Here is a 13,092-nt window from a genome sequence, read left to right as displayed (position 1 = left end):
TGTCGTTACTTGGCCGCGGTGCGCGAGCCGCCGAGCACGTCGACGACGGCCCACTTGCCGCCGCGCACCTGGTAGATCGTGAAGGCCGGGTCCTTCAGGTTGCCTTCGGTATCGAACGCGATGCGCCCGGTCACGCCCGGTCGATCGACCGCACGGACGGCCGCGACCAGCTTCGCCGGCTGGGTCGTGCCGGCCTTCTGCGCGGCCGCGATCAGCGTGGCGGCCGCGTCGTACGCGAACGGCGCATGCAGCTCGATCGGCGCGTGAAAGCGCGCCTGGTATTGCGTGTCGAACGCCTTGCCGCCCGGCATCCGGTCGAGCGGCAGGCCCGGTTCGAGCGCCGTCACGCCGTCGCCGTCCTTGCCGGCGAGCGACAGGAAGGTCTGGCTCACGAAGCCGCCCGCGCCGAGCAGCGGTGCATTCACGCCAAGCTGGCGCATCCGGCGCGCGATCGGCGCGGCCTGCGCGTCGAGGCCACCGAAGAACACGAGGTCCGCGCGCTTGCCCTTGATCGCGGTCAGCACGCCGCTGAAGTCGGTCGTCTTGTCGTTCACGTACTGACGATCGACGATCGTGCCGCCGTTCGCCTGCACGCCCTTGATGAACTGGTCGGCCAGCCCGGCGCCGAACGACGTGCGATCGTCGATCACCGCGATGCGCTTGGCCTTCAGCGTCTTCACCGCGTATGCGCCGGTGAAGTGGCCGCCCGCATCGTCGTGACCCATGATGCGGAACGCGGTCGCGTAGCCCTGCTGCGTGTATTGATGACCGGTGGAGGCCGGCGCGATCTGCGGAATGCCCGCATCGCGGTACACGCGCGACGCCGGCACGCTGCAGCCCGTGTTCCAGTGACCGACGACGCCGATCACGTGCTGGTCGACGACTTGCTGCGCGACCGAGACGGCCGTGCGCGGGTCGGACTGGTCGTCGGCCGCGACGAGCTTGTAGACGACCGGCTTGCCGCCGATGGTCGGATGCTTCGCGTTCGCGTCGTCGATCGCGAGCTGCGCACCGTTCTGCAAGTCCTTGCCGATCCGTGCGGACGGGCCGGTGAGCGGCGCGGCGAGACCGATCAGGACCGTCTGCGGAGCGGACTGCGCGAACGCGGGAACGGTGGCGACCAGGGCGGCCGCCGAGAAGGCGAGGCGGGTGGAAAATAAAGCGATTTTCATGTGCGGGGACGGGTCAGTCGGATCAAAAACATGAAAAATATTAAATATTCGACACTCAAACCCCAAATACCCAATTATTTGATGCTTATACCGTTCCCGACACATTAACGTACATCGCTGTAAATAAAGGGTATTTTTATGTTGCCGCTTACCCCGACTTTTCGATAAAATTCGATACATGAAAAATATCGAACAATTGCCGCACGATCCGCCGTTGCGCGCGGTGCGTGCATTCGAAGCATTCGCGCGCCTCGGCTCGGTCACCGCGGCGGCGGGCGAGCTCGACATCACGCCATCGGCGGTCAGCCATCAGCTGCAACTGCTCGAGGCGTTCATCCAGACGCCGCTGACGGTACGCGAAGGCCGGCTGCTCGCGCTCACCGACGAGGGACGCGACTACTACCGGTCGATCAGCGCGGCGTTCTCGGTGCTGCGCAGCGCGACGCGCTTCGTGCGGGATCGTTCGTCGCTGCGCCAGATCACCGTCAGCCTGATTCCGCTGCTCGGCATCGGCTGGTTCATTCCGCGGCTGCATGCGTTCCTGGCCGACAACACCGATGTCGACGTCACGGTGCTGTACGCGCATCACCGCAACTACCGAAGCGATGCGTCGGATCTGTCGATCCGCTTCGGCACCGGCGACTGGCCCGGCTACCGCTGCGAGCGGCTGCTGCCGGGCGCGATGGTGCCGATGTGCAGCCCGTCGTTCCTGAAGCGTCACGGGCCGTTCCGCACGCCGGCCGATCTCGCGCGCGCGCCGCTGGTGCATGACGAGGATCGCAGCACGTGGGTCAACTGGCTGCAGGGCGCCGGCGTGCGGCACGTATCGCACGCGGTGGGGCCGATGTTCGAGGATGGCCAGCTCACGCTGAGCGCCGCCCGTGCGGATCTCGGCGCCGCGCTGCTGCGCGCGCCGCTGGTCCAGCGCGAACTGGCGAACGGCGAGCTGGTGCAACTGTTCGACCACGCGCTCGACGATGGGCGCGACTACTACCTGTGCACGCGTGAGGACGCGGACATGCCCGACGGGGCGCGGCGGCTGGCGGAATGGTTGCGGGAGATGGCGGGGATTTGAGCGGGGCACCTTGCCGCGTCGTCCTACCCAAGGGCCTTGCATGCTTTCAAGGCGGCATATATGATATGCATATCATATATCGGAGGTTGCCATGAGCCGGATTCTGGTCGATCTGTCGGATGGCCAACTCGACGAGTTGGCCGTCATCGTCGAGACTCAACACCGTCCCCGCGCCGCCATCATTCGTGACGCGATCGACGCCTACATTGCCCTGAACAAGCACCGGCTTGCCGACGACGTCTTCGGTCTATGGAAAGATCGCACGGTCGACGGGCTCGCCTATCAAGAGGAATTGCGCTCGGAATGGTAAAAGCCCTTTTCGACACCAACATCCTGATCGATTATCTGGGCGGCGTGGAATCCGCGCGTGCGGAGCTAGGCCGCTACGACTATCGCGCAATCAGCATGATCTCGTGGATGGAAGTCCTCGTCGGGGCGTCCGTAAGTGACGAGGCCCCCATCCGTGCATGGCTCTCGTCGTTCAATGTCATCGCGCTCGACAGCACGGTGGCGAATCGCGCCGTGACGATTCGCAAGGAACGCCGCATACGTCTGCCCGACGCAATCGTGTGGGCGTCGGCACAAGTGAACGGGCTGTTGCTCGTATCGCGCAACACGAAGGACTTTCCCGCCTCCGAGCCCGGCGTTCGCGTGCCATATCAGATCTAAGCCGGCGTGCGCGAACACGCGCCCTCTCCCGCCACGCCTCGGTCCACGCGCACCAGCCTCTCCTCCTGCAACTGGAACACGCGGGATGCTCGCCGCACGCCCCTCATTCGCGCTCATGCCGAGCGCGCGCCCAGCCGTGCCAACGCGTCAAAACCTCCCCGCCCCCGCCAATCAAGGGCCGGAAGCAGATAGAAAATCCCGATGCCTCGGATTGAAACAAGCAATTTCACAAGCTCAGGGTGAACCCGGATACTGGCAACACTCCACTCACCCCTTCCGAAAAGGAATTGTCCAGATGCCGATCATCAACACCCAAATCAAGCCGTTCAAGGCAACCGCTTACCACAACGGCGAATTCGTGCCCGTCTCGGAAGAGAACTTCAAGGGCAAGTGGTCCGTCGTCGTGTTCTACCCGGCCGACTTCACGTTCGTCTGCCCGACCGAACTGGGCGACCTCGCCGACCGTTACGCGGAATTCCAGAAGCTGGGTGTCGAAATCTACGGCGTGTCGACCGACACGCACTTCACGCACAAGGCATGGCACGACACGTCGGACACGATCGCCAAGATCAAGTACCCGCTGGTCGGCGACCCGACGCTCACGCTGTCGCGCAACTTCGACGTGCTGATCGAGGAAGAAGGGATGGCGCTGCGCGGCACGTTCGTGATCAACCCGGAAGGCGAGATCAAGCTGTGCGAAATCCACGACAACGGCATCGGCCGCGACGCAGGCGAACTGCTGCGCAAGGTGCAGGCTGCGCAATACATCGCGGCGCATCCGGGTGAAGTGTGCCCGGCCAAGTGGACGCCGGGTGCGGAAACGCTGACCCCGTCGCTCGACCTGATCGGCAAGATCTGACGATCGCTCCGCGCGCCTCGCACGGGGCGCGCGACAAGCATCGCCACGGGCCGCCTCGCGCGGCCCGCGCCCTCCTCCGGCACGACGTGCCCGACCAGCATTATCAATACGGAATCCGAAACGCCATGCTCGACGCCAATCTCAAGAACCAACTCAAAGCGTACCTCGAAAAGATCACGCGCCCGATCGAACTCGTCGCCTCGCTCGACGACAGCGCGAAATCTCAGGAACTGCTGGCGCTGCTGAACGAGATTGCGTCGCTGACGGATCGCGTGACCGTAACCGAACGCCGCGACGACGCCGAGCGCAAGCCGTCGTTCTCGATCAGCGAGCCCGGCAAGCCGGCCGGCATCCGCTTCGCCGGCATCCCGATGGGCCATGAATTCACGTCGCTCGTGCTCGCGCTGCTGCAGACGGGCGGCCATCCGATCAAGCTCGACGACGACGTGATCGAACAGATTCGCGCGCTCGACGGCGACTACGCATTCGAAACGTTTTTCTCGCTGTCGTGCCAGAACTGCCCGGAAGTCGTGCAGGCGCTGAACGTGATGTCGCTGATCAACCCGCGCATCCGCCACGTCGCGATCGACGGCGCGCTGTTCCAGGATGAAGTCGAGTCGCGCCAGATCATGGCCGTGCCGACGATGTTCCTGAACGGCGCATCGTTCGGCCAGGGCCGCAGCAGCGTGAAGGAAATCCTCGCGAAGCTCGATACGGGTGCCGGCGAACGCGCGGCGAAGTCGCTCGAAAACAAGCCGGTGTTCGACACGCTGATCGTGGGCGGCGGCCCGGCGGGCGCGGCCGCGGCGATCTACTCGGCACGCAAGGGCATCGCGACGGGTGTCGTGGCCGAGCGTTTCGGCGGCCAGGTGCTGGACACGATGGCAATCGAGAATTTCGTGTCGGTGCAGGAGACCGAAGGGCCGAAGTTCGCGACCGCACTCGAGCAGCACGTGAAACAGTACGACGTCGACATCATGGACGTGCAGCGCGCCGACGCACTGATTCCGGGCGACGTGCACCAGATCCGCCTCGCGAACGGCGCGGTGCTGAAGGCGAAGACGATCGTCCTCGCGACCGGCGCACGCTGGCGCGAAATCAACGTGCCGGGCGAGCGCGAATACCGTAACCGTGGGGTCGCGTACTGCCCGCACTGCGACGGCCCGCTGTTCAAGGGCAAGCGTGTCGCGGTGGTCGGCGGCGGCAACTCGGGCGTCGAGGCCGCGATCGACCTCGCCGGCATCGTGAAGGAAGTCACGCTGATCGAATACGGCGCGCAACTGCGTGCGGACGAAGTGCTGCAACGCAAGCTGCGCAGCCTGCCGAACGTGACGATCGTCACGCAGGCGCAGACGACCGAACTGACCGGCGACGGCAGCAAGCTGAACGGGCTCGTCTACAAGGATCTGCGTTCCGGTGAAACGAAGCGCGTCGACCTCGAAGGCGTGTTCGTGCAGATCGGCCTCGTGCCGAACACCGAATGGCTGAAAGGCACGGTCGAACTGTCGAAGCACGGCGAGATCGTCGTCGATGCGCGCGGCGCGACGTCGGTGCCGGGCGTGTTCGCGGCCGGCGACGTGACGACGGTGCCGTTCAAGCAGATCGTGATCGCGGTCGGCGAAGGCGCGAAGGCGTCGCTCGGCGCGTTCGATTACCTGATCCGGCAGGACGTGGCGGCGCCTGCGGCCACTGCGCAGCCGCAGGCCGAAGAAGCGGTCGCCGCCTGACGGACATCAACGCACCGGCATCACAGTTTGTCTCTCTTGGCCCCGCATGCTTTGGTCGGCGTGCGGGGCCCTTTTTATGCCGAATACCTTCGCGGTTACTTGGTCGCGGTCGTGCCGCCGTCCGCCGGCACGGGCGCCGTCGACTTGATACTGCTCGACTGCCGGACCAGTTGCTCGGTCATCGCGGCCGCCACCGGATTCGCGCCGGACGACGCACTTCCCTGCCGGTATGAACCGGTGCTCGCCGGCATCGAAGAGATCGACGACATCGACGGCGGCGGCAACGACGGGTCGAGCTTCGCCGATTCCCTGACGAGCGCGGCCGTCTCCGGCGTTTCGGATTTCGTCGCGGCCGACGGCGCGGCGTGGCGTTCGAGGCCGTCGCGCTTGCGCGGCGCGCGTTGCGTGACCTGTGCTGGCGCGGCCGACTGAGCGGGTTGGACCGATTGGGCGGGTTGAACGGCCGCAGTCTGGGCCGGGGCCGGTGGGGTCGAATCGTCCGGGTTCACCGTCACGACATTGACCTTCGGCGGCGGTGCGGCCGGCTTCGTCACCGGTTGCGGCTTGTCGCTGACGACCGGCACCGGCGCAGGCGCGGCGTCGACGCGCGCGGTTGCGGCCGGCGCGGGCGTGGGTGCGGTTGGTGCGGGAGGCGGCGCGGCAGCCGCCTGCTTCGGCGCCGTCGCGGCGGCCGGGGCCGGCGGCGCGATCGCGCCCTGTACTGCGTGATCGCTGCCCGCGGGCGCCGCGGCAACAGGCGCGGCCGAATCGCCGATGCCGGCGTCTTCGATCGCACGGTGGTCCGCGCGCAACAGCATCACGTATGCGGTGCCGGCCGCGGCTACCAGGAGCCCGCCGGCGATCATGATGGTTTTACGAGTACTCGTCATGCTTGCTCACCGACATATCGATGTGAACAAGCCATCATACGCGGCCAATGCGCGTTGATCTCGCACGAATACATTTGGTTGCATTGATCGCGGCGCAAGGGCGCCGACGCCGTGCGAGGCCGCGCCGCGCTATCGTCAGACGAGAATAAACCGCCCGCTCTCGCCGATCAGATGCAGAAAATCGCGACCGCGATCCCGCCGAACAGCAGCCACTTGACGATGTAGTACACCGTGCGATTCCACGCCTTCAGGCGCTTGCCGGCACGGCGAATCGCATACAGGTACCGGAACGCACGATTGAGCCCGCCCGTACGATCGCCCGTTTCGTTCGGCGACGCGGCCGCGCGCATCAGCAGTTGTCCGAACGCATTATTGATGCGCTGCGCCCAGCGATATTTCATCGGGCGGTCGATGTCGCAAAACAGGATCACGCGATCGTGCCCGGTGCGGTTTTCGGCCCAGTGCAGGTACGTCTCGTCGAACATCACGGCCTCCCCGTCGCGCCACGCGTACGACTCGCCGTCGACCACGATACGGCACGCGTCGTCGTTCGGCGTGTCGAGCCCGAGGTGGTAGCGCAGCGAGCCCGCATACGGATCGCGATGCAGCCCGAGCGTCCCGCCCGGCGGCAACTGCGCGAACATCGCCGCCTTGATCGACGGAATCCGCGACAGGATCTCGACCGAGCGCGGACACAACAACTGCGCGGACGGATGCGGCGCGTCGTACCACTTCAGGTAAAAACGCTTCCAGCCGTGGCGAAAGAACGAATTGAAGCCGATGTCGTTGTACTCGCCCGACGCCTTGATCCGGCTCGCATCGCGCAACGCGAGCGCTTCGCGTCGGAACGTGCGCCATTCGCGCTGCAGCACCGCGAGCTCCGGAAGGTGCTCCGTGTCGAGAAACGGCGTGGTCGGCACCGACGAGAACGCATACGAAAAGCAGTTCAGCGGTGCGGTAAAGGTCGAGTGGTCGGATAGTTGCCTGAACAACCGGTGCCGAACCTTGCCGCGCCGATGCGTGTACACGACACACGCAATGAACACGATCAACAGGACCCAGCGCATCGATATTTCCCCCGTAGCTCTTTCGAAGAAATTCTAGAGACGAGGAAAATTTCTTGCTCTGACGGTGAGATCGCATGTGTGGGTCTCGCAACGCGACGAGATGGCCAATCGATCCGTGCCAAAACGCCGAAAAGCCCGTATATACGGGCTTTTCGGGCAATCTTCATGCATGCGCGACAGGCTACCGACGCACGCGCCGGCAGCGATTATTCCGGAAACGGCAAATCAGTTTGTCCTTCCGCGCGCATGCCGAACGTGTTGAGCGTCATCGCCACGAGCGCGTAATAGCCGAGCAGCGCGACGAGATTCACCACGGTCTCGTGGCGGAAGCGCGCCTGCGCCCGCGCGAACGTCGCATCGCTCACGCGGCGCGTGTCGTACAGCTCGGTGGCGAACGCATGGATCAGCGCATCGTCGTCCGATTCGAATGCGGGCGCGACGCCCAGCCGGATCGCATCGGCCGTCGCGGCCGGCACGCCGGCCTCGAGCGCGATCGGATAATGGATGTGCCACTCGGCCTGCGAGCGCCAGCGCGCGGCCGTCACGAGAATCGCGAGCTCCGACAGGCGCAGCGGCAGCCCCGTGCGATAGCGGCAGAATGCGCCGAGCTTCTGCGCGTGCTGCGCCAGTTCGGGGCTCGCGATCCAGCCGAGGAACGGCCCGTTCAGGTTGCCGCGCGGGCCGCTGAGGATATCGGCGAGCACGGCCTTCTGTTCGTCGGTGGCTGATGCGGGATCGAAGGGAGGCAGTCTGTCTGTCATGGTGAGGATTCGGTGAGATCGGGGTTCACGCGCCGGCCAACGCGAGCGCCGCGCCGATCGCGCTGGTCAGCCGCTCGACGATCGTGTCGATCTGCTGCGCGGTGCACACGAACGGCGGCGCAACGAGGATGTGGTCGCCGTGCACGCCGTCGATCGTGCCACCCATCGGATACACCATCAACCCCCGCTGCATCGCTTCGCGCTTGACCGCCGCATGCAGCTTCAACGCGGGGTCGAACGCCGCCTTGGTGTCGCGATCGCGCACGAGTTCGACGCCGACGAACAGCCCGCGGCCGCGCACGTCGCCGACATGCGGATGCGTGCCGTAATGCTCGCGCAACGACGCACGCAGTTGCTCGCCGCGCGCCTTCACGTTGTCGAGCAGCTTGTCTTCGGCGATCACGCGCTGCACTTCGAGCGCGGCCGCGCAGGCCGTCGCGTGGCCGAGGTAGGTGTGACCGTGCTGGAAAAAGCCCGAGCCGTCGACGATCGTGCGATAGATACGGTCGCTCACCAGCGTCGCACCGATCGGCTGGTAACCCGCGCCAAGCCCTTTCGCGATCGTCAGCAGATCGGGCGCGACGTCGTCTTCGTCGCATGCATACAGATAGCCCGTTCGCCCCATCCCCGACATGATCTCGTCGAGGATCAGCAGCACGCCGTACTTGTCGCACACCGCGCGAATCTTCTTCAGGTACGTGCGCACCGGAGGCACCGCGCCGGCCGTCGCGCCCACCACCGTTTCCGCGACGAACGCCGCGACGTTTTCCGCACCGAGTTCGACGATCTTCCGCTCAAGCTCGTCGGCCAGACGCTGCGCGTACGCTTCGTCGGTTTCGCCCGCCTGCTGGTCGCGGTACGCATAGCACGGGCTCACGTGGTGCGCTTCGATCAGCAACGGCAGGAACGGTTCGCGCCGCCAGGCGTTGCCGCCGATCGCGAGCGCGCCGAGCGTGTTGCCGTGATAACTCTGGCGCCGGGCGATGAAATGGCGGCGCTGCGGCTCGCCCTTCTCGACGAAATACTGGCGCGCGAGCTTCAACGCGGCTTCGATCGCCTCCGAGCCGCCCGACACGAAATACACGTGGTCGAGCCCGGCCGGCGCGCCGTCGACGAGCCGGTCGGCCAGTTCTTCGGCCACTTCCGTCGTGAAGAACGACGTATGCGCGTAAGGCAATTGCTGCGCCTGTCGCTTGATCGCGTCGATCACGCGCTGGTTGCTGTGGCCGAGACACGATACGGCCGCCCCGCCGCACGCGTCGATATAGCGTTTGCCGGTCGAATCGATGATCTCGATGCCGTCGCCTGCGACGGCAACGGGCAAGGTGGCGCGCGGGGCGCGATGGAAAACGGTCGTCATGCGTGGCCTCATGGATCAGGATGCGCTGGGCGCGTGCGCGGACGGCACGATGCGCGTCGCGAAGCGCTGCGTGCCGTGTTGATGGACGGTGAAGTCGATCGCGGTGTCATGAATCTCGAACACCGCGGTCGCCAGCGTGTTCTCGTCGTCGGGATCGGCCGGATCGTCGCGATAAATCGGCAGTCCTTCCGGCGCGCGATCGCCGAGCACGCTCAGCAGCGCGGCGGCGTCGATCGTGTCGATGCCGGGCGTCAGCGCATCGACGCGGCGCTGGCGGTCGGCCGACGACTGCGTGACGATCTGCGCTTCCGCGTCGCAGCCGGCATGCACGAGATGGTTCGCATGGCCGGCCAGTCGCGCGACGTCGACGATCGAGCAGCGCGCGACGCTCGCCTCGATGCTCAGCAAGCGCGCATCGCCGGTCGCCCCGAGCGTGTGATGAAAACCGCTCGCGCGCGCATGCGATCGCAGCACGTCGGCGGCTGCGTCGAGCGACGTCGCATCGAGCACGGCGCGCGCGAGGATCATGCGCGGCACGCCCGGCGCCGGCGTGCGGATTCGCAGGTTGTTGATCGCCTGCGCGATGCCCGCGCGGTTCGCGGCAAAGGTATGGCCCGGCAGCGATCCAGGGTAGTAGAAACTGATGAAGCCGGGCTTGCCCGCCGGCTGCACGTCGACGAGCAGGCAGCGCTCGCGCAGGTACGGATCGCCGTCCTCGTTGTGCGCGATCCAGCGCGTGCCGTTCGCATCGTGCGCGGCGAGCGTCGTGCAGCCGTCCGGCGCGTTGTGGATCAGCTCGCCGCGGCAATTCCACAGGAAGATGTCCTCGGCCGGCCAGCCGATGCCCGCCGCGATGCCGTCGAGTTCCGCGACGAGATCGGGATACGCGGCAAGCGCGGCCTGCCGCAGCACCGCGACGAACGGATGACCGCGCCAGCGGCGCACGGCCTGCCATGCGCTGCTCTGCTGCATGTACGCGTCGAATACCGGGCGCGCAAGCTCGCCGAGACGCACGCCGATGTCGAACGGCGCGCCGGCGATGACGGGAGAAAGGGAAAGCGGCATGTCGGAGGGTTCGGTTCCGTTCAGGACACGTGTTTCAGGAATTCCTTCAGGCGCGGCGTCGGCGGCCGGTCGATCAGGTCGACCGGATGGCCGTCCTCGGCAATGCCGCCCTGATCCATGAACAGCAGCCGCGTGCCGACCCGCTTCGCGAAGCCGATCTCGTGCGTGACGACGATCATCGTCATCCCTTCGGTCGCGAGATCCTGCATCACTTTCAGCACTTCGTGGCGCAATTCCGGATCGAGTGCCGAGGTCGGCTCGTCGAACAGCATCAGCCGCGGCCGGATCGCAAGCGCACGCGCGATCGCGACGCGCTGCTGCTGGCCGCCCGACAGCTCCGACGGGTAATGATTCGCGCGCGATTCGAGGCCGACCTTGTCGAGCAGCGCCATCGCCTGGTCGCGCGCGTCGGCGCGCGACGCGCCGCGCACCTGCATCGGCCCGAACATCACGTTCTCGAGCGCGGTCATTTGCGGGAACAGGTTGAACTGCTGGAACACCATGCCGGCTTCGAGCCGGATGTTGCGGATCGTCGTCGCGTTGCCGCGCACGCTCTGGCCGTCGACCAGCAGCTCGCCGCCGGTGATCTTCTCGAGCGCGTTGATACAGCGCAGCATCGTCGACTTGCCCGAGCCCGACGGGCCGACCACGACGACCACCTCGCCCGCGTCGATCCTCAGGTCGATGTTCTTCAGCACCGGCACGTGGCCGAAGCTCTTCGACACGTTCTGGAATTCGATCATGCTCATAGGATACGCATCCTCTTCTCGACGATCCGCAGGGTCAGCGTCATCGCGCCGGTCAGTATCAGATAGATGACGGCCACCGCACTCCAGATCTCGACCGCCTGGAAATTGCCGGCGATGATTTCCTGCCCCTTGCGCGTCAGTTCGCCCACGCCGATCACGATGAACAGCGACGTGTCCTTCAGGCTCACGATGCACTGGTTGCCGAGCGGCGGAATCAGCCGCCGGAACGCCAGCGGCCCGACGATCTTCAGCAGCACGCGCGGCATCGACAGGCCCATCGCGAGCCCCGCTTCCGTCAGCCCCTTCGGGATCGACAGCAACGCGCCGCGCACCACTTCCGCAAGATACGCGCCGGAATTCACCGTGATCGCGATGATCGCGGCCGTCAGGCCGTCGATGCGGATATGCGCGAGCAGCGGCAGCGCGAAATACAGGAACATCACCTGCACGACGATCGGCGTGCCGCGGATCAACTCAATATAGATCTGTGCGAGCACGTTCATCACCTTCGGTCCGTATGCGCGGAACATCCCCGCGATCATCCCGACGATGAAACCGCCCACCAGCCCCACTAATGCGATGAACACCGTCAACCGGACCCCGTCCATCAGGTCCGGCAACGCCGCCCAGATCGCCGACCAATCGAAATTCACTTGTCGCTCCCCGTTCGATTCAAGACCGGCGCGGCCACCCGGCCGCGCCATGACGCGTGGTCACGCTCACATCTTCGGCGGCTCGGCGCCGAACCACTTCTTGTAGATCTGCGCGTAGCGGCCGTCGGCCTTGATCTTCACGAGCGACGCATTGACCTTCGGCACGAGCGGGCTGCCCTTCGGGAAGCCGATCCCGTACTTGTCGCCGCTGACCGGCTGGCCCGCGACCTTCACCTTGCCCTTGCCTTCGTTGTTCACGAAGAACAGCACGTTCGGCGTGTCGTGCATCGCGGCGTCGACACGGCCGGCTTCCAGCGCGAGATAGGCCTGGTCGATGTTCGGGAACTGACGGACCTCCTTCGGCTTCAGGTGCGCCTTGATCCAGTCGATCGTCGCGGTGCCCGTCTTCGCGGCGATCACCTTGCCGTTCAGGTCGTCGATCGACTTGATCGACGTGTTGTCGGCCTGCACCATCGCGGCGAGGCCGCTGTCGTAGTACGGCGCGGAGAAGTCGATCGCCTTCTTGCGCTCTTCCTTGATCGTCATCCCCGACAGCGCGACGTCGATGTTCTGCGTCTGCAGCGCCGGGATCAGGCCCGCGAAATCCATCGGCTGGATCGTGTATTTCCAGCCCTGGTCCTTCGCGATCTCGGCCCACAGGTCGAGATCGAAGCCGACGTACTTGTCGCCCTGCTTGAACTCGAACGGCATGAACGACGTATCGGTCCCGACGACGAGCGTCTTGGTGTCCGCGTGCGCGAGGCTGGCGCCGAGCGCGGCAGCAACCGCGACGGCTTTCAGGAAGGAACGGCGACTCATGGCATTTCTCCGCATGGTTGAGCGATGTAACCGGCCGGCTGGCCGGGGAACGACGACATCAAGCCGCACCGCAACATGCGATGTTGAATTAGACCTTAGTGCAACAAGTGTTGTCAATGGCGATACTACGACAACAAAAAAGTCCGCAACAAATAAATGCATCGAGGCAAACCCGGGGCACGCGGCGCGGATAGATCGGAGGAAAGCGGCGGATGGCGGGCGAAAT

Annotated in this window: 14 protein-coding genes; 5 read left to right on the top strand and 9 right to left on the bottom strand. The window is 65.5% G+C overall.

Annotated features, from left to right (window positions below):
- Nucleotides 1-5: 5 nt before the first annotated feature.
- Nucleotides 6-1,172, bottom strand: coding sequence for a branched-chain amino acid ABC transporter substrate-binding protein (locus HWX07_RS29995; protein ID WP_175878740.1), 1,167 nt, complete (start codon nucleotides 1,170-1,172; stop codon nucleotides 6-8).
- Between the two features lie 178 nt (nucleotides 1,173-1,350).
- Between HWX07_RS29995 and HWX07_RS29990 the strand changes: the two genes are divergently transcribed.
- The 5 genes from HWX07_RS29990 (at nucleotide 1,351) to ahpF (ending at nucleotide 5,502) form a co-directional block, all read left to right on the top strand.
- The gene (locus HWX07_RS29990) at nucleotides 1,351-2,247 is read left to right on the top strand and encodes a LysR substrate-binding domain-containing protein (protein ID WP_074803710.1); all 897 of its coding nucleotides are present in this window, start codon (nucleotides 1,351-1,353) and stop codon (nucleotides 2,245-2,247) included.
- Nucleotides 2,248-2,338: 91 nt separating this feature from the next.
- The gene (locus HWX07_RS29985) at nucleotides 2,339-2,557 is read left to right on the top strand and encodes a hypothetical protein (protein WP_011547971.1); all 219 of its coding nucleotides are present in this window, start codon (nucleotides 2,339-2,341) and stop codon (nucleotides 2,555-2,557) included.
- Nucleotides 2,551-2,916, top strand: coding sequence for a type II toxin-antitoxin system VapC family toxin (locus HWX07_RS29980; protein WP_012338377.1), 366 nt, complete (start codon nucleotides 2,551-2,553; stop codon nucleotides 2,914-2,916). Before HWX07_RS29985 ends, HWX07_RS29980 begins: the two co-directional genes overlap by 7 nt.
- 295 nt (nucleotides 2,917-3,211) lie before the next feature.
- Nucleotides 3,212-3,775, top strand: coding sequence for an alkyl hydroperoxide reductase subunit C (gene ahpC, locus HWX07_RS29975; RefSeq protein ID WP_011547973.1), 564 nt, complete (start codon nucleotides 3,212-3,214; stop codon nucleotides 3,773-3,775).
- A gap of 125 nt (nucleotides 3,776-3,900) precedes the next feature.
- Nucleotides 3,901-5,502 carry an alkyl hydroperoxide reductase subunit F gene (ahpF, locus tag HWX07_RS29970; protein WP_175878739.1) on the top strand — a complete coding sequence of 534 codons (1,602 nt, stop codon included), beginning with the start codon at nucleotides 3,901-3,903 and terminating at the stop codon, nucleotides 5,500-5,502.
- Between the two features lie 95 nt (nucleotides 5,503-5,597).
- Here the strand turns inward: ahpF and HWX07_RS29965 are convergent, their stop codons facing one another.
- From HWX07_RS29965 to glnH, 8 genes are all read right to left on the bottom strand, one after another.
- Complete coding sequence (locus tag HWX07_RS29965; protein WP_175878738.1) at nucleotides 5,598-6,392, bottom strand: extensin; 795 nt, start codon at nucleotides 6,390-6,392, stop codon at nucleotides 5,598-5,600.
- Between the two features lie 167 nt (nucleotides 6,393-6,559).
- Nucleotides 6,560-7,459, bottom strand: a complete 900-nt coding sequence (lpxO, locus tag HWX07_RS29960) for a lipid A hydroxylase LpxO (RefSeq protein WP_175878737.1) — start codon at nucleotides 7,457-7,459, stop codon at nucleotides 6,560-6,562.
- A gap of 206 nt (nucleotides 7,460-7,665) precedes the next feature.
- Nucleotides 7,666-8,220 (bottom strand): carboxymuconolactone decarboxylase family protein, encoded by a 555-nt coding sequence (locus HWX07_RS29955; RefSeq protein ID WP_175878736.1) that lies wholly within the window; start codon nucleotides 8,218-8,220, stop codon nucleotides 7,666-7,668.
- Between the two features lie 25 nt (nucleotides 8,221-8,245).
- Nucleotides 8,246-9,580 carry an aspartate aminotransferase family protein gene (locus tag HWX07_RS29950; protein WP_175878735.1) on the bottom strand — a complete coding sequence of 445 codons (1,335 nt, stop codon included), beginning with the start codon at nucleotides 9,578-9,580 and terminating at the stop codon, nucleotides 8,246-8,248.
- Nucleotides 9,581-9,595: 15 nt separating this feature from the next.
- The gene (locus tag HWX07_RS29945) at nucleotides 9,596-10,645 is read right to left on the bottom strand and encodes a C45 family peptidase (protein ID WP_175878734.1); all 1,050 of its coding nucleotides are present in this window, start codon (nucleotides 10,643-10,645) and stop codon (nucleotides 9,596-9,598) included.
- A 20-nt stretch (nucleotides 10,646-10,665) separates the two neighbouring features.
- Nucleotides 10,666-11,394 carry a glutamine ABC transporter ATP-binding protein GlnQ gene (gene glnQ, locus HWX07_RS29940; protein WP_069230959.1) on the bottom strand — a complete coding sequence of 243 codons (729 nt, stop codon included), beginning with the start codon at nucleotides 11,392-11,394 and terminating at the stop codon, nucleotides 10,666-10,668.
- The gene (gene glnP / locus HWX07_RS29935; protein WP_175878733.1) at nucleotides 11,391-12,098 is read right to left on the bottom strand and encodes a glutamine ABC transporter permease GlnP; all 708 of its coding nucleotides are present in this window, start codon (nucleotides 12,096-12,098) and stop codon (nucleotides 11,391-11,393) included. Before glnP ends, glnQ begins: the two co-directional genes overlap by 4 nt.
- A 15-nt stretch (nucleotides 12,099-12,113) precedes the next feature.
- The gene (gene glnH, locus HWX07_RS29930) at nucleotides 12,114-12,866 is read right to left on the bottom strand and encodes a glutamine ABC transporter substrate-binding protein GlnH (RefSeq protein ID WP_175878732.1); all 753 of its coding nucleotides are present in this window, start codon (nucleotides 12,864-12,866) and stop codon (nucleotides 12,114-12,116) included.
- Nucleotides 12,867-13,092 lie beyond the last annotated feature (226 nt).

The organism is Burkholderia sp. BCC0097, assembly GCF_902832985.1.
Lineage (GTDB): Bacteria > Pseudomonadota > Gammaproteobacteria > Burkholderiales > Burkholderiaceae > Burkholderia > Burkholderia orbicola.
Note: the sequence above shows the minus strand (reverse complement) of the source record. Positions and strands in the feature narration are given on the sequence as shown.